This is a genomic window from Streptomyces sp. NPDC002896 (assembly GCF_040295225.1).
GTDB lineage: Bacteria > Actinomycetota > Actinomycetes > Streptomycetales > Streptomycetaceae > Streptomyces.
In genome coordinates this window covers 264,718-284,423 of record NZ_JBEOVA010000010.1, presented here as the reverse complement: position 1 = coordinate 284,423, position 19,706 = coordinate 264,718, and the positions used below count along the sequence as shown (strand labels likewise).

Below are 19,706 nucleotides of genomic sequence, written 5' to 3'. Positions count from 1 at the left end.
ACGGCTGAGCTGCGGTGATGGTTGCCCAAGTCCAGGTAACGGTTCAGCTTCTGCGCAGCAGCCGAGTCGCTCCCGCCGCCACCGTCGTAGCCAGGATCCAGCCCAGGATGATCAGCGCCGAGGCGGCCCACTGCCAGCTGCCGTGCAGTCTCCAGTAGCCGTCCTGGCCGAGGTCGATGACGGGCAGCAGCAGGTCCAGCGCGAACAGCGAGGCGTTCCACTCGGGATGCTCCCCGCCGCCCTTGAGGGGCGGGTGGTCGGCGTGCGCGAAGGCCACCGCGCTCACCGCCCACAGCACGGTCATCCACACGGCGGCCCGCCCCGGCCGGTACCCGTAGGCGACCGTCCAGTCCTGCACGTATCCCCACAGCTTCCCGGCGAGCGGCAGCGTCTCGCGGCGGCGGCGCTGCTTGGCCAGCAGCACCTCGCGGGCGTCGGCGTCCTCACCGCTGTTGCGCAGCACGGTCGCCAGCCGCTCGTACGGCTCCGGGTTGTACTCGGGGGTCGCCGCCGCCAACCAGTCCAGCCGGCGCGCGAGCGGGAAGCTGCGGCGCGGCACCAGGTTCTCGTACGCGAAGCCGCCCATCGCGAGGCCGCCGGGGCCCGGCCAACTGGCCGCCATGTCGACGAGGTTGACGATCCTCGCCCCGGACAGCACGACCCGGCCGCGCTCCGGACGCCGGCCGAGGAAGCGCAGCTCGGGCGTCTGGATGCGGCGCAGCGACAGCTCCTGGTCGTGCTCCATGACGAAACACGCCTGCTCCAGGTCGACGGCGTCACCGAACCGCCCGTCGTCGAGCCGGATACCGCCCAGGCACTCGAAGGGCTGGACCCGGGTGCCGCGGGCCGGCGTCGTGCCGCTGGTCAGCACCGGATTGCCGAGGCCCGCCGGGGTCAGGTAGAGGCTGCGCTCCACGGTCAGCTGGGGGGCGTTCAGCGCCCTGCGGCCCTCCGGGTTGGCCAGCCGGCTGCCGCGCAGGCTGAGCGAGACGCCGATCTTTGCGCCGCGCAGGCTCAGCTCGCCGTGCGCCTGGAGCATCTCGGCCTGCAGGTCCTGCCCCACGGTCAGCCCGTCCGCCATGATCGAGCGCCCGCGCCGGTCCCGGTGCACCACTGCCTGGTTGAGCAGCAGATCCGTGCCGATCTGGGCGTCCGTCATCCGTATCCCGTTGTGGAAGCGGCACCGCGGCAGATGCAGATCGCCCTCGGTGTGGACCCGGGCCGCCTCGAGCCGGGGGATCGAGCAGTCGACCAGCCGGACCGTGGTGAAGCGGGCCTCCGGAAGCAGGATCTCCTTCTCGAACCGGCACGCCTTCATCTCGACATACGGGACGACCGTGCCGCCCGCGAGATCGAGAAGGTCCGTGATCTGCACCCCGACCAGCTTCAGCGCGGACACCCGGCCGGCCAGCGCGGGCGGCCCGTCGAGGAGCAGCCAGCACACGATCCGCGCCCGCACACTGCGCTCCGGGCCCCATGCGTGGCCGCCGTGCGGATCGTCCACCGTCCGGTCGCCGCTGCTGAGGTCGTACACGGTGCCGCTGCGGAACGCCTGCCACATCCCGCGCTCGACGTCTGTCAGCCCTTCCGGCGGCTCGCCGGTGCCCGTGGTGTCGACCACGTCTCTTCTTCCTCCCCGTATGCCCGGAACCTCAGCTACTCGTGGGTTCGTACAACCGGTCATGCCCGCTGGGTGACCGGCTGAACGCCCGGAGTGGCGATTTCGTGTGCGGATACGGAGGGACTGTGTCCACCGGATGCCGCCGCACGTCCGGCGGCTGTCGGATCATCTGTATCAGTGGATGCGGACACGCGTATCAGTCACTGATACAGGCGTCCGGGCGCCGGTCCCGGTCTGAGAGAATTGGCCATGTGATCTCCCGAATCGATCTGCGCGGCGACGCCCTTCCTGAGGGCCCCGCCCTGCGCGACCTGCTGCCCCGAGCCGACTTCGACGTTCAGGCCGCCCTCGAGAAGGTGCGTCCGATCTGCGAGGCCGTGCATCATCGAGGCGATGCGGCGCTGATCGACTACGCGGAGATCTTCGACGGCGTACGCCTTGACCAGGTACGGGTGCCCGCGGCCGCGCTGACCCGGGCCCTCGACGAGCTCGACCCCGCCGTGCGCGCGGGCCTGGAGGAGTCCATCCGGCGCGCCCGCATCGTCCACCGCGAGCAGCGGCGCACCACGCACACCACGCAGGTCGTGCCCGGCGGCTCGGTGACCGAAAAGTGGGTGCCGGTCGAGCGCGTCGGCCTGTACGCGCCGGGCGGCCGCTCTGTCTACCCGTCGTCCGTGATCATGAACGCGGTCCCGGCGCAGGAGGCCGGCGTCCCGTCCATGGCCCTTGCCTCACCGGCGCAGAAGGACTTCGGCGGCCTCCCGCACCCGACGATCCTCGCCGCGTGCGCGCTCCTCGGCATCGACGAGGTGTACGCGGCCGGCGGCGCCACGGCCGTCGCCATGTTCGCGTACGGCACGGAGTCCTGTGCCCCGGCCAACATGGTCACAGGACCCGGCAACATCTGGGTCGCCGCGGCCAAGCGGTACTTCACGGGGCGTATCGGCATCGACGCCGAGGCCGGGCCGACCGAGATCGCGATCCTCGCCGACGACACCGCCGACCCGGCGCACGTGGCGTCCGACCTGATCAGCCAGGCCGAGCACGACCCGCTCGCGGCCGCCGTCCTCGTCACCGACTCGCCGGATCTCGCGGACGCGGTCGAGAAGGAGCTCGAGCCGCAGGTCGCCGCCACCAAGCACATCGAGGACCGGATCGTTCCGGCCCTGAGCGGCAAGCAGTCCGCGATCGTGCTGGTGGACGGCCTGGAGGAGGGTCTGCGGGTCGTCGACGCGTACGGCGCCGAGCACCTGGAGATCCACACCGCGGATGCCGCCGCCGTGGCGGACCGCGTGAAGAACGCCGGCGCGATCTTCGTCGGCCCGTGGGCGCCCGTCTCGCTGGGCGACTACTGCGCGGGCTCCAACCACGTCCTGCCCACCGGCGGCTGCGCCTGCCACTCCTCGGGCCTGTCCGTGCAGTCGTTCCTGCGCGGCATCCACGTCGTGGACTACACGCGCGACGCCCTCGCGGAGGTCGCGCACCACGTGGTGACGCTGGCCGAGGCGGAGGATCTGCCCGCGCACGGCGCCGCGGTGAAGGCACGGTTCGGATGGAAGGTTCCCGAGAGCAAGTGACCGACGTGACGATCGACGACCTGCCCATCCGCGACGAGCTGCGCGGCAAGTCCCCGTACGGGGCGCCCCAGCTGGACGTGCCGGTCCGGCTGAACACCAACGAGAACCCGTACGCGCTCCCGGAGCCGCTCGTCGAGCGGATCACCGAGCGTGTGCGCGAGGCCGCGCGCAACCTGAACCGCTACCCCGACCGGGACGCCATCGAGCTGCGCACCGAGCTCGCCAAGTACCTGACGCGCACCGGCAAGTACCCGGTGGGTGTCGAGAACGTGTGGGCCGCCAACGGCTCCAACGAGGTCATCCAGCAGCTGCTGCAGACCTTCGGCGGCCCCGGCCGCACGGCCATCGGCTTCGAACCCTCGTACTCGATGCACGGCCTGATCGCCCGCGGCACCGGCACCGGCTGGATCTCCGGCCCGCGGAACGAGGACTTCACGATCGACCTGGCGGCCGCCAGGAAGGCGATCGCCGAGCACCGGCCGGACGTCGTGTTCATCACGACGCCCAACAACCCGACGGGCAACGCGGTCCCGCCCGAGACGGTTCTCGCGCTCTACGAGGCCGCCCAGGCCGCGAAGCCGTCGCTGGTCGTGGCCGACGAGGCGTACATCGAGTTCAGCCACGGCGACTCGCTGCTGCCGCTGCTCGAAGGACGCCCGAACCTCGTCATCTCGCGGACCATGTCCAAGGCGTTCGGCGCGGCCGGGCTGCGCCTCGGCTATCTCGCCGCGCACCGGGCGGTCGTGGACGCGGTCCAGCTCGTACGGCTGCCGTACCACCTGTCGGCCGTCACGCAGGCCACCGCGCTGGCCGCCCTGGAGCACACCGACACGCTGCTGAAGTACGTCGAGCAGCTGAAGGCCGAACGCGACCGGCTGGTCGCCGAACTGCGGGCGATCGGCTACGAGGTCACCGCGTCCGACGCCAACTTCGTCCAGTTCGGGCGGTTCGACGACGCGCACAAGGTCTGGCAGAAGATCCTCGACCGGGGCGTCCTGGTCCGGGACAACGGCGTACCGGGATGGCTGCGGGTCACCGCCGGCACCCCCGAAGAGAACGACGCGTTCCTCGACGCGGTCCGTGAACTGAAGAAGGAGCAGAGCGCATGAGCCGCGTAGGCCGTGTCGAACGGAACACCAAGGAGACGTCCGTCGTCGTCGAGATCGACCTCGACGGCAGCGGAAAGGTCGACGTGTCGACCGGGGTCGGCTTCTACGACCACATGCTCGACCAGCTCGGCCGCCACGGCCTGTTCGACCTCACGGTGAAGACCGAGGGCGACCTGCACATCGACTCGCACCACACCATCGAGGACACCGCTCTCGCGCTGGGCGCCGCCTTCAAGCAGGCCCTCGGCGACAAGGTGGGGATCTACCGCTTCGGCAACTGCACGGTGCCGCTGGACGAGTCGCTCGCCCAGGTCACGGTCGACCTGTCCGGCCGCCCGTACCTCGTGCACACCGAGCCCGAGAACATGGCGCCGATGATCGGCGAGTACGACACGACGATGACCCGGCACATCCTCGAGTCCTTCGTCGCCCAGGCGCAGATCGCCCTGCACGTGCACGTGCCGTACGGGCGCAACGCACACCACATCGTGGAGTGCCAGTTCAAGGCCCTGGCGCGGGCGCTGCGTTACGCCTCCGAGCGTGACCCACGAGCGGCCGGCATCCTTCCTTCCACGAAGGGTGCGCTGTAAGTCATGAGCGGTCTGTCCACCGCCCTGATCGTCATCGGGCTCTTCCTCATCGGCGGCATCTACTCCTTCGTCAAGCAGCAGATGCCCAAGAGCCTCATCGTGCTGCTGTCCATCGGTGCCGCGATGTGTCTCGTCGCGGGCGTCCTCCGGCTGGAGGTGTGGAATTGAGTACCTCTGCTACCCCTTCAAAGCGGGTGGTCGTCTTTGACTACGGCTTCGGGAACGTACGCTCCGCCGAGCGCGCCCTGGCCCGCGCGGGCGCCGAGGTCGAGATAACACGCGACTTCGACACGGCCATGAACGCCGACGGACTCCTCGTCCCCGGCGTCGGCGCCTTCGCCGCCTGCATGCAGGGGCTGAAGCAGGCCCGCGGCGACTGGATCATCGACCGCCGACTCTCCGGCGGCCGCCCGGTCATGGGCATCTGCGTCGGCATGCAGATCCTGTTCGCGCGCGGCATCGAGCACGGCGTGGAGACCGAGGGCCTCGACGAGTGGCCCGGCTCCGTCGAGCCGCTCCAGGCCGAGATCGTCCCGCACATGGGCTGGAACACGGTCGAGGCCCCGGCCGACACGGAGCTGTTCAACGGCGTCGACCCGGACGCCCGGTTCTACTTCGTGCACTCCTACGCCGTGCACGACTGGTCCCTGGAGACCGCGAACCCGGCCATGCGCGCCCCGCTCGTCACCTGGACCACGCACGGCAAGCCGTTTGTGGCGGCCGTCGAGAACGGCGCCCTGTGGGCCACGCAGTTCCACCCCGAGAAGTCCGGCGACGCCGGAGCGCAGCTGCTCAAGAACTGGATCGGAACCCTCTGATGCCCTCGAAGTCTTCCGCGAAGCTCGAACTCCTCCCCGCCGTGGACGTCCGCGACGGCCAGGCCGTCCGCCTGGTGCACGGCGAGTCCGGTACGGAGACCTCGTACGGCTCCCCGCTGGAGGCGGCCCTGGCCTGGCAGCGGTCGGGCGCCGAGTGGCTGCACCTGGTCGACCTGGACGCCGCGTTCGGCACGGGCGACAACCGCGCGCTGATCGCGGAGGTCGCCAAGGCGATGGATATCAAGGTGGAGCTGTCCGGCGGCATCCGCGACGACGACACGCTCGCCGCCGCCCTCGCCACCGGCTGCACCCGCGTGAACCTGGGCACGGCGGCCCTGGAGACCCCCGAGTGGGTCGCCAAGGTCATCGCCGAGCACGGCGACAAGATCGCGGTCGGCCTCGACGTCCGCGGTACGACGCTGCGCGGCCGCGGCTGGACCCGCGACGGCGGCGACCTCTACGAGACGCTGGAGCGGCTCAACAAGGAGGGCTGCGCCCGCTACGTCGTGACCGACATCGCCAAGGACGGCACGCTGCAGGGCCCGAACCTGGAGCTGCTGAAGAACGTCTGCGCGGCGACGGACCGCCCGGTGGTCGCCTCCGGCGGCGTCTCGTCCCTGGACGATCTGCGGGCGATCGCCGAGCTGGTGCCCCTCGGTGTCGAAGGCTCCATCGTCGGGAAGGCGCTGTACGCGAAGGCGTTCACGCTGGAAGAGGCCCTGGAGGCTGTGTCGTCATGACGTCCGATGCCGTGCGGCGCGTGCAGAGCGGAACCCCCTGGGAGGACTCCGTCGGCTTCGCACGCGCCGTCGCGGCGGGCGACCGTGTCCTGGTCGCCGGCACGACGTCCTTCAAGGGCAGCGTGCTGTACGGCGAGGGCGACCCGTACGAGCAGGCCAAGGTGGCCTTCTCGCACGCGCTCGAAGCGATCGGCGAGTTCGGGCTCGGCATCGAGTCCGTGATCCGTACGCGTATGTATCTGACCCATGCACGGGACGTCGACGAGGTGGGCCGGGCCCACAAGGAGCTGTTCGACTCCGTCCGCCCGGCCGCGACCCTGCTGGTCGTGGAGGGCTTCGTCGACCCGCGCATCCTGGTCGAAGTGGAACTAGAAGCTTTCAGAGGAGCCTGAGGTGACCCTGGCGGTCCGAGTCATCCCCTGCCTGGACGTGGACAACGGCCGTGTCGTCAAGGGCGTGAACTTCCAGAACCTGCGCGACGCGGGCGACCCCGTCGAGATGGCGAAGGTGTACGACGCCGAGGGCGCGGACGAGCTCACGTTCCTGGACATCACCGCGTCGTCGGGCAACCGCGAGACGACGTACGACGTGGTGCGCCGCACAGCGGAGCAGGTCTTCATCCCGCTGACCGTGGGCGGCGGCGTGCGCACCCCCGAGGACGTCGACAAGCTGCTGCGCGCCGGCGCGGACAAGGTCGGCGTGAACACGGCGGCGATCGCCCGCCCGGACCTGATCCGCGAGATCGCGGAGCGGTTCGGCCGGCAGGTCCTGGTCCTGTCGGTGGACGCCCGCCGTACCCCGTCCGGAGGCTTCGAGGTGACGACCCACGGCGGCCGCAAGGGCACCGGCATCGACGCCGTCGAATGGGCCCACCGCGCGGCCGAACTCGGCGCGGGCGAGATCCTGCTCAACTCGATGGACGCGGACGGCACGAAGGACGGCTACGACATCGAGATGATCGAGGCCGTCCGCAAGCACGTCACCGTCCCCGTCATCGCCTCCGGCGGCGCGGGCAAGCTCGCCGACTTCCCGCCGGCGATCGCGGCGGGCGCGGACGCGGTGCTGGCCGCGTCGGTGTTCCACTTCGGGGACCTGCGGATCGGCGAGGTGAAGGAGACGCTGCGGGCGGCGGGGCACCCCGTGCGCTGAAGGCGGATCATGGACGCGGCAGGGCGGCTCAGATCCCCAGCTGCTTGGTCTCGTGCAGCTTCGCGATCGCGTCCTTGTCGCCGTCCAGTTCCACGTTCGCCGCTTCCTGGCGGCCGAACGCGAACATGGTCAGCTCGCCCGGTTCACCGGTGACCGTGACGACCGGGGTGCCGCGCTTGCCCACGGCCGTCTGGCCGTTCGGGCGGCGCAGGACCAGGCCCGACGTCGCACCACGGCACAGGACGCGGGCCGAGCGCTCCAGGCGGGACCAGAGGGCGTCGGCGAAGACCGGGTCGAGCTCGCGCGGCGTCCAGTCGGGCTGGGCGCGGCGCACGTCCTCGGCGTGGACGTAGAACTCGACGGCGTTCGCCGCCTCGTCGATCTGCTTCAGCGCGTACGGCGAGAAGCGCGGCGGGCCCGTGCGGATGAGCTGGATCAGCTCCTCGTACGGCTTGTCGGCGAACTCCGCCATCACCCGCTCCAGGCGGGCCGCAAGCGGCTTGATCAGGATTCCGCCCGCCGCGTCCGGACGGCGCTCGCGCACCACGACGTGCGCGGCCAGGTCACGGGTCTGCCAGCCCTCGCAGAGGGTGGGCGCCTCGGGCCCCGCCGCCTCCAACAGGTCGGCGAGGAGCAGTCGTTCACGCTTGGCATGGGTCGACATGGGGCCAGCGTACGGCCGCGCCGCGGCGCTTGCCACGGTACGGGGCCGTGCGGGCGCGACGCCCGACCCGCGGAGACCCGCGCGGGTGTCCACCGGGCGGACGGCGCGCCGCGTTGTCGTACCGATCGCGCACAATGGCACCCATGAGCAGCACGCCCCCTCCCAGCAGCCTGGACCCGGAGATCGCCGCGCGCCTCAAGCGCAGCGCGGACGGGCTCCTGCCCGCCATCGCCCAGCAGTACGACACCGGTGAGGTGCTGATGCTCGGGTGGATGGACGACGAGGCGCTGCACCGCACGCTCACCACGGGACGGTGCACGTACTGGTCGCGCAGCCGCCAGGAGTACTGGGTCAAGGGCGACACGTCCGGACACTTCCAGTACGTCAAGTCCGTCGCCCTCGACTGCGACGCCGACACCGTGCTGGTGAAGGTCGACCAGGTCGGCGCCGCCTGCCACACCGGCGACCGCACCTGCTTCGACGCAGACGTCCTCCCTCTGAGTCAGTAAGGTCGGCCGCCATGGACCTCGAGACGTTCCGCAAGCTGGCCGCCGACCGCCGCGTGATCCCCGTCAGCCGCAAGCTGCTGGCGGACGGCGACACCCCCGTCGGGCTGTACCGCAAGCTCGCCGCCGAGCGCCCCGGCACCTTCCTGCTCGAGTCCGCGGAGAACGGCCGCTCCTGGTCCCGCTACTCCTTCGTCGGCGTGCGCAGCGCCGCCACGCTCACCGAGCGCGACGGGCAGGCGCACTGGCTCGGCGCCCCGCCCGTCGGTGTACCGATCGGCGGCGACCCGCTCGCCGCGCTCCGCGCCACCGTCGAGGCGCTGCACACGCCGCACGACCTGGGCGCCGGGATGCCGCCGTTCACGGGCGGCATGGTGGGCTACCTCGGGTACGACATCGTGCGGCGCCTGGAGAAGATCGGCCCCGGCGACCACGACGACCTGAAGCTCCCCGAGCTGACCATGCTGCTCACCAGCGATCTGGCCGTCCTGGACCACTGGGACGGCACGGTCATGCTCATCGCCAACGCGATCAACCACAACGACCTCGACACGGGCGTCGACGAGGCCTACGCCGACGCGGTGGCCCGCCTCGACGCCATGGAGGCGGACCTGTCCCGGCCGATCGCCCAGCCCCCGGCGGCGCTTCCGCCGTCGGAGCTGCCGGAGTTCACCGCGCAGTGGGGCGGGCCGGACTTCCAGGACGCCGTCGAGGACATCAAGGAGCGCATCCGCGCGGGCGAGGCCTTCCAGGTCGTGCCCTCGCAGCGGTTCGAAACGCCGTGCACGGCAAGCGCGCTGGACGTCTACCGCGTGCTGCGGGCGACCAACCCGTCGCCGTACATGTACCTCTTCCGCTTCGACGGCTTCGACGTCGTCGGATCCAGCCCGGAGGCCCTCGTGAAGGTCGAGGACGGGCGGGCGATGGTCCATCCCATCGCGGGGACCCGGCCGCGCGGGGCGACGCCGAAGGAGGACCAGGCGCTCGCGGACGAGCTGCTCGCCGACCCCAAGGAGCGCGCCGAGCACCTGATGCTCGTCGACCTCGGGCGCAACGACCTCGGCCGGGTGTGCGAGCCCGGCTCGGTGGAGGTCGTCGACTTCATGTCCATCGAGCGGTACTCGCACGTGATGCACATCGTGTCGACCGTGACCGGGCGGGTCGCGGAGGGGCGTACGGCCTTCGACGTCCTGACGGCCTGCTTCCCCGCGGGCACCCTGTCGGGCGCGCCGAAGCCCCGCGCGATGCAGATCATCGACGAGCTCGAGCCCGCGCGCCGCGGCCTGTACGGCGGCTGCGTCGGCTACCTCGACTTCGCGGGCGACTCCGACACGGCCATCGCCATCCGCACCGCCCTGCTGCGGGACGGCACGGCGTACGTCCAGGCGGGCGCCGGCATCGTCGCCGACTCCGACCCGCTCGCCGAGGACACGGAGTGCCGCAACAAGGCGGCGGCGGTCCTACGGGCGGTCCACACGGCGAACCGGCTGGACGCGGCCTCTTCGTAGCGATTTCGGGGTGCTGGTCCATGGGGGCAGCCGCATGGGGCGGCGGCCCACGCCTGCTCTACGGCGCCGTGCTGCCCCTGCTGGTCGGGGCCCTGTGGCGGGGCCCGGCACCCCACCCCGTCGGGCATCGGCGGGCGTGGGGGATAGTGGACGGGTGACTTCTGCAGCAGTTCCCCAGCCCCGTCGCGAAGGCCGTGAAGGGACGTCCGCGACCTCCGCCCCCCGCGGCGGCCGCCGCAGCCTCGCAGCCGCCCTGCTGCTGGGCGCCGTCGGCGCGGCTGTCGTCCTGCTCACCTCCCGGCAGGAGTGGGCCGCGGGTACCGTCTCCGTGGCGGGCGGTGACTACGCGCTCAAAGCCAAGGGCAGCGACATCACCGGTGTGCCGGCCGCGCTCGCGATAGTGGGCCTCGCCGCACTCGTCGCCGTCTTCGCGGTGCGCCGCGCGGGGCGCCTGCTCGTCTCGGCCCTCCTCACGCTCTCCGGCGCGGGCACCGTCGCCGCGGCCGTGCTCGGAGCCGGCGACAGCGCCGCACTCGACGAGCAGGCCGCCGATGCGGCCGGCAACACCGCGGCGACCGTCGGCGCCCTGACCCACACCGCCTGGCCGTACGTGGCGGCCGCGGGCGGCGCACTCCTGCTCCTCGCGGGGCTGCTCGCCCTGCGCTACGGCCGCGGCTGGCCCGCCATGTCCGGCCGGTACGAGCGCGACGGCACCCCCCGTCCCCGTAAGGCCCCGGTCGTCGACCCCGACCGGCCCGAGGACCTCTGGAAGGCCCTCGACCGGGGCGAGGACCCCACCCGCGAGGTGTGAACCCGGGAGCCGACCCGCTCCCGGGCGTGAACCGGGCGATCCGGGTCCGGATCTCATGGGTCGCTGGATCTCATGGCCCGGAAGTCCCTGAGCCCCTGGGTCTTCGGGCCCGGCGGTCCGGGACCCCCCGCGGCTCAGCCATACGGGTGAGTACGGGAGAATGGTGCCGAGCGTCCGGCTCACCACCGCGTAGCACGTCACGCACACAGCCGCGTACGGCGCACACAGCAACGAGAGCAACGAGGAGCAAAGCAATGGCGGGCAGCCACGGACACGGACACACCCCGGCCGCGTGGACCGGTGTCATCATCGCCTTCATCGGTTTCTGCGTCGCGGGTGCCTTCATGGTCATGGCCAACCCGCTGGGCTTCTGGGCCGGCATGGTGATCATCGCCGCCGGCGCGGTCGTCGGCGGCGCCATGAGCGTGGCCGGCCTGGGCCAGAAGCGGCCGCAGCCGCAGCCCGCACAGGCCGAGAGCTGACGCTTCCGCGCTCCCCGGTTCTCCACGCCGAAGGAGGCGGCACCGGCCCGGCGCCGGCGCCGCCTTCTTCGCGTACCGGCGCCGCCTTCTTCGCGACCGGCGAGGATGCCGTCCGGCGGGCGGAGGGTGTGGGTCCGGGGGAGAATGCCCGCGTGAACCCCGAACGCCGGAGTACAGCGTCCACCGGCCACGCCGCGCCGCCGGCTGCCTCTGCGGTGCCGGCTGCCCCTGCGGCGGCTCCGTCCGGGCAGGCCGTGCCGTCCGGCTATGCCGTGTCGTCCGGGCATGGCATCCCCGGTCACGCTGACGTGCCCCATCACGTCGATGTGCCCGGCCAACCGGCCGTGACCCGTCACACAACCCCGGCCGCGCCCATCCCCACCACACCCACACCCGGCACGTCACCGACCACCCCCCTCCAGCGTCTGCTCGTGCCCGTCGGTGTGTTCGCCTCGGTTGTCGCCGCCTTTGCCTACGTCGGAGTGGTCGACCCCAATGAGCCCGGGCACTACCCCGTCTGCCCGCTGCTCCGGTTCACCGGCATCTACTGCCCCGGCTGCGGCGGGCTGCGCAGTGCGCACGCCTTCGTGCACGGAGACTTCGCGGCCGCGTTGAGGGACAACGCGCTGGCCGTCGCCGGGTATGTGCTCTTCGCGGCGCTATGGGGCGTCTGGGCCGTCAGGGCGGCCCGGGGGCGGCCGCTGCGGATCGACCCCCGTCCGGCGCACCTGTGGGCGTTCGGTGTGCTGGTCCTGGCGTTCACCATTGTCCGGAACCTGCCGTTCGGTGGCTGGCTGCACCCTTGATCAACAAGCGAATGTCCAGGTAGTGGGACCACGGTCCGCCGGATGCGGGGCCAAGGCCCTCCTGCGGATACCATCGCAAGTGACCATCGGATTGCCGGTGCGTCAGTTCGAACAGCTTCAATGCCGCAACCGTCAGGGAAGGGGGCCGCTCGCGTGAGTGTGCTCGACGAGATCATCGACGGAGTCCGTGCCGACCTCGCGGAGCGGCAGGCACGCGTCACGCTCGACGAGCTCAAGGAGCGTGCGGCAAAGGCTCCTCAGGGCAAGGACGGAGTCGCCGCGCTGCGTGGCGACGGCGTCAAGGTGATCTGCGAGGTCAAGCGCTCCAGCCCGTCCAAGGGCGCGCTCGCCGCGATCGCCGATCCGGCCGGGCTCGCCGCCGACTACGAGGCGGGCGGCGCAGCCGTCATCTCCGTCCTGACCGAGCAGCGCCGCTTCGGAGGATCGCTCGCCGACCTGGAGGCCGTCCGGGCCAACGTCGAGATCCCGGTGCTCCGCAAGGACTTCATCGTCACGTCGTACCAGCTGTGGGAGGCCCGGGCGTACGGCGCCGACCTCGTGCTGCTGATCGTCGCCGCCCTGGACCAGCCCGCCCTCGAGTCGCTGATCGAGCGCGCCGAGTCAATCGGACTCACGCCGCTCGTCGAGGTGCACGACGAGGACGAGGCCGAGCGGGCGATCGACGCGGGTGCGCGGATCATCGGCATCAACGCGCGCAACCTGAAGACGCTCGAAGTCGACAGGTCGACCTTCGAGCGCGTCGCGCCCGAGATCCCCGACTCGATCGTCAAGGTCGCCGAGTCCGGCGTCCGGGGCCCGCACGACCTGATCGCCTACGCCAACGCCGGTGCCGACGCCGTCCTGGTCGGCGAGTCCCTGGTCACCGGTAAGGACCCGAAGACGGCGGTCTCCGACCTCGTCGCCGCAGGGGCGCATCCCGCGCTGCGGCACGGCAGGGGCTGATCCCGACGTGACCCAGGGCCGCCTCGCAGTCCGGCACCGGACGAGCTCCTGCTCGGCCGGTGCCGCCGCCTGCGCGCGGCCTGGCGGTCCCGGGGCGGCCCCACAGGACCCGTACGCCCGCCTTGCCCGCGGCTGTCGGCCGCGTGGCTGTCGTGCGCCGGCCCGGCGGGTGCACGGGCGGCGTGTCCGCTATGTGATCGGAGACGAGCCCGGGCAGGTCAACGGCATGCGATGGCGTGAGCGTGCCGCGCGCCCCTGCCGGGCGCCCCGCCTCGCCGCCGCCTGAAGCGGCACCCGCTTTTTGGGCCTGGGCACGAGTGCCCGGGTCCGCGACCGTTGTGGGCAATCGTTCCGCCCTGGGGGTACCTCCCAGGCCCTTAAGGCGCTGGGGGAGGAACGCATGCCCACAGGCGGGCGGAGCGGCGGCGGAACGGCGCCCACGGCGGCTCAGGCGCGCGGCAGCGCTACCGTGACCATCGTCAACCCCGAGAGACGGGGCACAACGCCCCTGCGAGGTTCGCATGCCCAGCGAGTTCTTCATTCCCGACCCGGAGGGTCAGGTCCCCAGCACCGAGGGGTACTTCGGCGCGTTCGGCGGCAAGTTCATCCCGGAGGCGCTGGTCGCCGCCGTGGACGAGGTCGCCGTCGAGTACGAGAAGGCGAAGTCCGACCCGGAGTTCGCCCGCGAGCTGGACGACCTGCTCGTGAACTACACGGGGCGCCCGAGCGCGCTCACGGAGGTGCCGCGGTTCGCCGAGCACGCGGGCGGCGCCCGGGTGTTCCTCAAGCGCGAGGACCTGAACCACACCGGCTCACACAAGATCAACAACGTGCTCGGCCAGGCCCTGCTCACCAAGCGGATGGGCAAGACGCGCGTCATCGCCGAGACCGGCGCCGGCCAGCACGGCGTCGCGACGGCCACCGCCTGTGCGCTGTTCGGGCTCGAGTGCACCATCTACATGGGTGAGATCGACACCCAGCGCCAGGCCCTCAACGTCGCCCGCATGCGCATGCTCGGCGCCGAGGTCATCGCCGTGAAGTCCGGCTCCCGGACGCTGAAGGACGCGATCAACGAGGCCTTCCGCGACTGGGTCGCCAACGTCGACCGCACCCACTACCTCTTCGGGACCGTGGCCGGACCGCACCCCTTCCCCGCCATGGTGCGCGACTTCCACCGCGTCATCGGCGTGGAGGCCCGCCGCCAGATCCTGGAGCGGGCCGGCCGCCTGCCCGACGCGGCGGTCGCCTGCGTCGGCGGCGGCTCCAACGCCATCGGCCTGTTCCACGCCTTCATCCCCGACGAGTCCGTACGCCTCGTCGGCTGCGAACCCGCAGGTCACGGCATCGAGACCGGCGAGCACGCGGCGACCCTCACCGCGGGCGAACCCGGCATCCTGCACGGCTCCCGGTCGTACGTCCTGCAGGACGAGGAAGGCCAGATCACCGAGCCGTACTCGATCTCGGCCGGGCTCGACTACCCGGGCATCGGACCCGAGCACGCGTACCTCAAGGACAGCGGTCGCGGCGAGTACCGCGCCGTCACCGACGACGCGGCGATGCAGGCGCTGCGCCTGTTGTCGCAGACCGAGGGCATCATCCCGGCCATCGAGAGCGCCCATGCGCTCGCCGGGGCCCTCGAGGTCGGCAGGGAACTGGGCAAGGACGGGCTGATCATCGTCAACCTGTCCGGGCGCGGCGACAAGGACATGGACACCGCCGCCCGCTACTTCGGGCTGTACGACCGGAACGAGGTCAAGGACGCGGCCGCGGTCGACGCCGCCGTCGAGGCGGACGCGAACGGCGGGGTCGCCGAGATTCGGGGGGACGCGAAGTGAGCGGCACTGCATTCATCGGTGGGAAGCGCCAACTGCTGAGCGACACCCTCGCGGCCGCCAAGGCCGAGGGGCGCGCGGCCCTCATCGCCTACCTCCCGGCCGGCTTCCCGACCGTGGACGGCGGCATCGAGGCGATCAAGGCCGCCTTCGACGGCGGCGCCGACGTCGTCGAGGTGGGGCTGCCGCACAGCGACCCGGTCCTCGACGGGCCCGTCATCCAGACCGCGGACGACATCGCGCTGCGCGGCGGCGTGAAGATCGCGGACGTCATGCGCACCGTGCGCGAGGCGTACGAGGCGACCGGGAAGCCCGTGCTCGTCATGACGTACTGGAACCCGATCGACCGCTACGGCATCGAGCGGTTCACCGCCGAACTCGCGGAGGCGGGCGGCGCGGGCTGCATCCTGCCCGACCTGCCCGTCCAGGAGTCCGCGACGTGGCGGGAGCACGCCGAGAAGCACGGTCTCGCCACGGTCTTCGTCGTCGCGCCGAGCAGCAAGGACGAGCGGCTCGCGAAGATCACCGCGGCGGGTTCCGGCTTCGTGTACGCGGCCTCGCTGATGGGTGTCACGGGCACCCGCGAGTCCGTCGGCGCACAGGCGCAGGACCTCGTACGACGTACCCGCGCCACCACCGACCTGCCCGTCTGCGTCGGCCTCGGTGTGTCGAACGCCGAGCAGGCCGCCGAGGTCGCGGGCTTCGCCGACGGCGTCATCGTCGGCTCCGCGTTCGTCAAGCGGATGCTGGACGCGGAGGACGACGCGGCGGGTGTCGAGGCGGTCCGCGCGCTCGCGGGCGCCCTCGCGGAGGGCGTTCGACGCGGAAACGCATAGCCCACGAGCAGGCACCGGTCGCGCCGGCCGGTGACCCGTACGAGGGGACCCGTACGAATCGCTCCTAAGGGTGCATAACTCTTATGGGTGGTCCTGGACCGGGGAGGCACGCTGGTGCCTCCCCGGTTCGTTTGGCGGAGTGTGAGTGACAAGAACCGTGAGGGAAAGCGCAGCGCACGCGAGCGGATCGCGGCCGAGCGAGAGCGTGACAAGGCGCGGGAGAGGCGGCGCCGGACGCTGATCGTCGGGGCGACCGTGGTATGCGTGCTGGCACTGGCCGCCGTGATCGGCGTGATCGCCGCCAACTCGGGCGAGGACAAGACCGACACCTCGGGCCCGGTCGCGGCGCCCACCGGGGCAGCCGGGCAGGACAGCCTGGTGATCCCCGTCGGACAGGACACCGCCAAATCGACCCTCACGGTCTGGGAGGACTTCCGCTGCCCGGCCTGCAAGAACTTCGAGGACACGTACCGCGCGACGATCCATGAGCTGACCGCGGCGGGCAAGCTCCGCGTCGAGTACCGCCTGGCCACGCTCATCGACAAGAACATGGGCGGCAGCGGCTCCCTGCGCGCGGCCAACGCCGCGGCCTGCGCCCAGGACGCCGGCAAGTTCACCGCGTACCACGACGTGCTCTACGAGAACCAGCCCGTCGAGACGGACGACGCCTTCGCGAAGAACAGCAAGCTGATCGAGCTGGCGGGCAAGGTGGACGGGCTGGTCACCCCCGCGTTCGAGAAGTGCGTGAACGACGGCACCCACAACAGCTGGGTCGCCAAGTCCAACGAGGCCTTCGAGGCCGGAAACTTCGGGGGCACCCCGACCGTCCTGCTCAACGGCAAGAAGGTGTCCGGCGACCAGCAGAACCCGCTCACGCCGGAGAAGCTGAAGCAGATGGTCGAGGAGGCCGCCAAGGCCTGACACGGACCGGTGTCATACGGATCGGTGTTATGGAGCCGTAGCCGGGCGGGTTGCCGCGTCTCCCGTCCGGCAGGGTAGCGTCGACCCTGCCATGGACCTTGCCTTCATTCCCAGCCCGTCGCGCGGTGTGCTGTACCTCGGCCCCATTCCGCTGCGCGGCTACGCGTTCTGCATCATCATCGGTGTCTTCGTGGCCGTCTGGCTCGGCAACAAGCGGTGGATCGCCCGGGGCGGGCGGTCCGGCACCGTGGCCGACATCGCCGTGTGGGCGGTGCCATTCGGCCTTGTCGGCGGCCGGCTCTACCACGTGATCACGGACTACGAGCTGTACTTCAGCGAGGGCCGCGACTGGGTCGACGCCTTCAAGGTCTGGGAGGGCGGCCTCGGCATCTGGGGCGCCATCGCCCTCGGTGCGCTCGGCGCCTGGATCGGCTGCCGGCGGCGGGGCATCCCCCTTCCGGCGTACGCCGACGCGGTCGCGCCGGGCATCGCCTTCGCCCAGGCGATCGGCCGCTGGGGTAACTGGTTCAACCAGGAGCTCTACGGCCGGGCCACCGACGTGCCGTGGGCGCTGAAGATCACGTCGTCCGAGGACGGCCGGATCCCCGGCACGTACCACCCCACGTTCCTCTACGAGTCGCTGTGGTGCATCGGCGTCGCGCTGCTCGTCATCTGGGCCGACCGGCGCTTCAAGCTCGGGCACGGGCGGGCCTTCGCGCTCTACGTCGCCGCGTACTGCACGGGCCGCTTCTGGATCGAGTACATGCGCGTCGACGAGGCGCACCACATCTTCGGTCTGCGGCTCAACAACTGGACCGCGCTGCTCGTCTTCCTGCTCGCGGTGGTCTACATCGTGGTCTCGTCGAAGCGGCGGCCGGGACGCGAGGAGATCGTGGAGCCGGTTGCCGAATCCGACGAGGGCGAGAAGGCCACCTCGGAGAGCGCCTCCGACGAGGACGGGAAGGCCATCGCGGAGACCACCTCCGACGAGGGCGAGAAGGCCGCAGACACTCCGGGGGACTCCGGGGAAGCGTCGGAAGGCCCCGAGGACGCCGCCGTACCCGAGCCTTCGGGCTCCGCGGAGGACAAGGACAAGGACGAGGCCGGGTCCGCCCAGAAGAGCTGACGGGCCGGGTACGCACAGGGGCCGCGGGACGAGATGTCCGGCGGCCCCTGTGCGTGCGGTCCCGGTAAGGGCAAGATCCCGCGGGGGAGGGGCCGCCGATGTACGACAGGCCGCGCATCACACTGGCGGAGGAGCTCCTGCTGCTCAGCGCCGTGCCGGAGACCGGGCAGCTGAAGCAGCCGTGGTACTTCGACCGGGTCCTGGCCGGAGCGGTGCTCACCGACTTGCTGCTGGCCGGGGCGATCGCCGTCGAGGGCCGGCAGATCACCCGGGTACGGCCGCTCCCGTTGGGGGACCCGGTCGGCGACCATGTGCTCGACGCGCTCGCGCGTGAAGGCAAGAGCCGGTGGAGCCTGCGGATCGAGCGATGGCTCGACAAGATCCTGCACGATGTCAGCGCGCCCTATCCCTCGGTCGACCAGCCCTATCTTGAGGCGCTGGCCGCGCGCGGCCAGCTGCGCGCCCAGCCCCGCTTCCGGATCCTGGGCCTGTTCCCGTACACCGCCTGGTACGCCACGGAGCCGGGCTCGAGGGCGGAGCCGGCGCGCCGGATCGCCGACGTGGCGGGGGTATGGCGGCCGGACTGCCGCCCGCCGCTGGACGACCGCGACCTGCACCGGGCCGCCCTGGCGGGGGCCGGCGGACTGCAGTACCGCCTCTTCCCGGGCCGGGGGCATCGCGACATCAGGCACCGGATCAGGGAGCTGACCCGAAGCACCCCGATCGCCGAGGAGGTACGCAAGGCCATCGAGGACGAGTGACCGGACACTCAGTCCGCGCGTTGCGCCAGCGCCAGCGTGCGCTCGGCGCAGGCCACGATCGCCGGGTCGACGAAGCGGCCGTCCGGGAGGGCGAGTGCCCCGGAGTCCGACGTGGCGCTCTTGAGGATCTCCTCCGCGGACGCGATCTCCGCCGGGGACGGGAGGTAGGCCCGCTTGATCACCGGCAGCTGGCGCGGGTGGATCGCCATACGGCCGAGGAACCCCAGGGCGCGGCCGTGGGCGCAGGAGGCCATGAGTCCCTCGAGGTCGCGTACGTCCGGGTACATGGACTGGGCGGGCGGCGCGAGCCCCGCGGCGCGCGCCGCCAGCACGATGCGGCCGCGCGCCCAGTCGAGCCCGGCGTCGTGCATTACCCCCAGGTCCGCGCGGAGGTCGGCCTCGCCGAGCGCGATGCCGCGTAGCGCCGGATGGGCGCTCGCCACGGCGAAGGCGCGCTCCACGCCGAGGGCGGATTCCAGGAGGGCGTAGAGCGGAAGGGCGCCGCCCTCGGCGGGCGCCGCGAGTTCCGCGATACGAACGACGTCGTCCGGGGATGTGACCTTCGGCAGCCGCAGCCCGGAGAGGCCGGGGAGGGCGGCGACGGCTCGGATGTCGGCCTCGGCGAGCGGGCTGTCCAGCGCGTTGATCCGGACATGGACCGGGACGGGGGGCCTCTCGGAGAGCAGCTCGGCGGTGGCAGCGCGCGCGTACTCCTTGCGGTGCGCGGCTACCGCGTCCTCCAAGTCGATCACGACGATGTCGGCGCCGGAGGCGAGGGCCTTGGCTGCCACCTCGGGCCGGTCTCCGGGCGCATACAGCCAGGTCAGCGGGGGTGGCGCGGCGGGCCGGCCGACGGTGCCGCGCATATCGCTGCCGCCGTGCCAGC

Annotated in this window: 24 protein-coding genes; 21 read left to right on the top strand and 3 right to left on the bottom strand. The window is 71.7% G+C overall.

Features of this window, described 5'->3' with window-relative positions:
* Positions 1-43: 43 nt before the first annotated feature.
* On the bottom strand, positions 44-1,684 hold the full coding sequence (locus ABT009_RS20970; protein ID WP_502989929.1) for an oxidoreductase: 1,641 nt from the start codon (positions 1,682-1,684) through the stop codon (positions 44-46).
* Positions 1,685-1,872: 188 nt separating this feature from the next.
* Here ABT009_RS20970 and hisD point away from each other — a divergent pair, with 188 nt between their 5' ends.
* From hisD to hisF, 8 genes are read left to right on the top strand one after another with little or no spacing between them, the layout of a single operon-like run.
* Positions 1,873-3,198 (top strand): histidinol dehydrogenase, encoded by a 1,326-nt coding sequence (hisD, locus tag ABT009_RS20965; RefSeq protein ID WP_351296704.1) that lies wholly within the window; start codon positions 1,873-1,875, stop codon positions 3,196-3,198.
* Entirely contained in the window at positions 3,195-4,307 is a 1,113-nt protein-coding gene (locus ABT009_RS20960) for a histidinol-phosphate transaminase (RefSeq protein ID WP_351296701.1), read from the top strand. The genes hisD and ABT009_RS20960 overlap by 4 nt, the downstream gene beginning before the upstream one ends.
* Positions 4,304-4,897: an imidazoleglycerol-phosphate dehydratase HisB gene (hisB, locus tag ABT009_RS20955; RefSeq protein ID WP_351296698.1), complete on the top strand. Its 594-nt coding sequence runs from the start codon at positions 4,304-4,306 to the stop codon at positions 4,895-4,897. The genes ABT009_RS20960 and hisB overlap by 4 nt, the downstream gene beginning before the upstream one ends.
* A 3-nt stretch (positions 4,898-4,900) precedes the next feature.
* On the top strand, positions 4,901-5,065 hold the full coding sequence (locus ABT009_RS20950; protein ID WP_351296695.1) for a CG2302 family histidine operon protein: 165 nt from the start codon (positions 4,901-4,903) through the stop codon (positions 5,063-5,065).
* Positions 5,056-5,715, top strand: coding sequence for an imidazole glycerol phosphate synthase subunit HisH (gene hisH / locus ABT009_RS20945; protein ID WP_351296693.1), 660 nt, complete (start codon positions 5,056-5,058; stop codon positions 5,713-5,715). The genes ABT009_RS20950 and hisH overlap by 10 nt, the downstream gene beginning before the upstream one ends.
* Positions 5,715-6,455: a bifunctional 1-(5-phosphoribosyl)-5-((5-phosphoribosylamino)methylideneamino)imidazole-4-carboxamide isomerase/phosphoribosylanthranilate isomerase PriA gene (priA, locus tag ABT009_RS20940; RefSeq protein WP_351296690.1), complete on the top strand. Its 741-nt coding sequence runs from the start codon at positions 5,715-5,717 to the stop codon at positions 6,453-6,455. Before hisH ends, priA begins: the two co-directional genes overlap by 1 nt.
* Positions 6,452-6,847: a RidA family protein gene (locus ABT009_RS20935; RefSeq protein ID WP_351296688.1), complete on the top strand. Its 396-nt coding sequence runs from the start codon at positions 6,452-6,454 to the stop codon at positions 6,845-6,847. The genes priA and ABT009_RS20935 overlap by 4 nt, the downstream gene beginning before the upstream one ends.
* 1 nt (position 6,848) lies before the next feature.
* Positions 6,849-7,604 (top strand): imidazole glycerol phosphate synthase subunit HisF, encoded by a 756-nt coding sequence (hisF, locus tag ABT009_RS20930; RefSeq protein ID WP_351296685.1) that lies wholly within the window; start codon positions 6,849-6,851, stop codon positions 7,602-7,604.
* Between the two features lie 28 nt (positions 7,605-7,632).
* Here hisF and ABT009_RS20925 read toward each other — a convergent pair whose 3' ends face one another.
* The gene (locus ABT009_RS20925) at positions 7,633-8,268 is read right to left on the bottom strand and encodes a TIGR03085 family metal-binding protein (RefSeq protein WP_351296682.1); all 636 of its coding nucleotides are present in this window, start codon (positions 8,266-8,268) and stop codon (positions 7,633-7,635) included.
* Positions 8,269-8,411: 143 nt separating this feature from the next.
* Between ABT009_RS20925 and hisI the strand changes: the two genes are divergently transcribed.
* The 13 genes from hisI to ABT009_RS20860 all read left to right on the top strand — a co-directional run bounded on the left by hisI (position 8,412) and on the right by ABT009_RS20860 (position 18,820).
* Positions 8,412-8,777: a phosphoribosyl-AMP cyclohydrolase gene (gene hisI / locus ABT009_RS20920; RefSeq protein WP_351296679.1), complete on the top strand. Its 366-nt coding sequence runs from the start codon at positions 8,412-8,414 to the stop codon at positions 8,775-8,777.
* Between the two features lie 11 nt (positions 8,778-8,788).
* Positions 8,789-10,282 carry an anthranilate synthase component I gene (locus tag ABT009_RS20915; protein ID WP_351296676.1) on the top strand — a complete coding sequence of 498 codons (1,494 nt, stop codon included), beginning with the start codon at positions 8,789-8,791 and terminating at the stop codon, positions 10,280-10,282.
* A 20-nt stretch (positions 10,283-10,302) separates the two neighbouring features.
* Positions 10,303-10,440, top strand: coding sequence for a hypothetical protein (locus ABT009_RS20910; protein ID WP_351296674.1), 138 nt, complete (start codon positions 10,303-10,305; stop codon positions 10,438-10,440).
* Entirely contained in the window at positions 10,437-11,093 is a 657-nt protein-coding gene (locus tag ABT009_RS20905) for a TIGR02234 family membrane protein (RefSeq protein ID WP_351296671.1), read from the top strand. The genes ABT009_RS20910 and ABT009_RS20905 overlap by 4 nt, the downstream gene beginning before the upstream one ends.
* Before the next feature lie 254 nt (positions 11,094-11,347).
* Positions 11,348-11,575, top strand: coding sequence for an HGxxPAAW family protein (locus tag ABT009_RS20900; RefSeq protein ID WP_351296668.1), 228 nt, complete (start codon positions 11,348-11,350; stop codon positions 11,573-11,575).
* Positions 11,576-11,949: 374 nt separating this feature from the next.
* Positions 11,950-12,381, top strand: coding sequence for a DUF2752 domain-containing protein (locus ABT009_RS20895; protein WP_351297061.1), 432 nt, complete (start codon positions 11,950-11,952; stop codon positions 12,379-12,381).
* 153 nt (positions 12,382-12,534) lie between these two features.
* A complete protein-coding gene (gene trpC, locus ABT009_RS20890; protein WP_351296665.1) occupies positions 12,535-13,344 on the top strand; it encodes an indole-3-glycerol phosphate synthase TrpC in 810 nt (269 codons plus the stop codon).
* A 7-nt stretch (positions 13,345-13,351) separates the two neighbouring features.
* Positions 13,352-13,630, top strand: a complete 279-nt coding sequence (gene trpM / locus ABT009_RS20885) for a tryptophan biosynthesis modulator TrpM (protein ID WP_502989928.1) — start codon at positions 13,352-13,354, stop codon at positions 13,628-13,630.
* Positions 13,631-13,865: 235 nt separating this feature from the next.
* Positions 13,866-15,179 carry a tryptophan synthase subunit beta gene (gene trpB / locus ABT009_RS20880; protein ID WP_351296663.1) on the top strand — a complete coding sequence of 438 codons (1,314 nt, stop codon included), beginning with the start codon at positions 13,866-13,868 and terminating at the stop codon, positions 15,177-15,179.
* Between the two features lie 14 nt (positions 15,180-15,193).
* The gene (trpA, locus tag ABT009_RS20875; RefSeq protein WP_351297058.1) at positions 15,194-16,012 is read left to right on the top strand and encodes a tryptophan synthase subunit alpha; all 819 of its coding nucleotides are present in this window, start codon (positions 15,194-15,196) and stop codon (positions 16,010-16,012) included.
* A 141-nt stretch (positions 16,013-16,153) separates the two neighbouring features.
* Entirely contained in the window at positions 16,154-16,933 is a 780-nt protein-coding gene (locus tag ABT009_RS20870; protein ID WP_351296660.1) for a DsbA family protein, read from the top strand.
* 91 nt (positions 16,934-17,024) lie between these two features.
* On the top strand, positions 17,025-18,059 hold the full coding sequence (lgt, locus tag ABT009_RS20865; RefSeq protein WP_351296657.1) for a prolipoprotein diacylglyceryl transferase: 1,035 nt from the start codon (positions 17,025-17,027) through the stop codon (positions 18,057-18,059).
* A 98-nt stretch (positions 18,060-18,157) separates the two neighbouring features.
* The gene (locus ABT009_RS20860; protein ID WP_351296655.1) at positions 18,158-18,820 is read left to right on the top strand and encodes a GOLPH3/VPS74 family protein; all 663 of its coding nucleotides are present in this window, start codon (positions 18,158-18,160) and stop codon (positions 18,818-18,820) included.
* Positions 18,821-18,828: 8 nt separating this feature from the next.
* On the opposite strand, the gene ABT009_RS20855 is transcribed toward ABT009_RS20860, so the two are convergent.
* Positions 18,829-19,686 carry an HpcH/HpaI aldolase/citrate lyase family protein gene (locus tag ABT009_RS20855; protein ID WP_351297055.1) on the bottom strand — a complete coding sequence of 286 codons (858 nt, stop codon included), beginning with the start codon at positions 19,684-19,686 and terminating at the stop codon, positions 18,829-18,831.
* Positions 19,687-19,706: the final 20 nt, after the last annotated feature.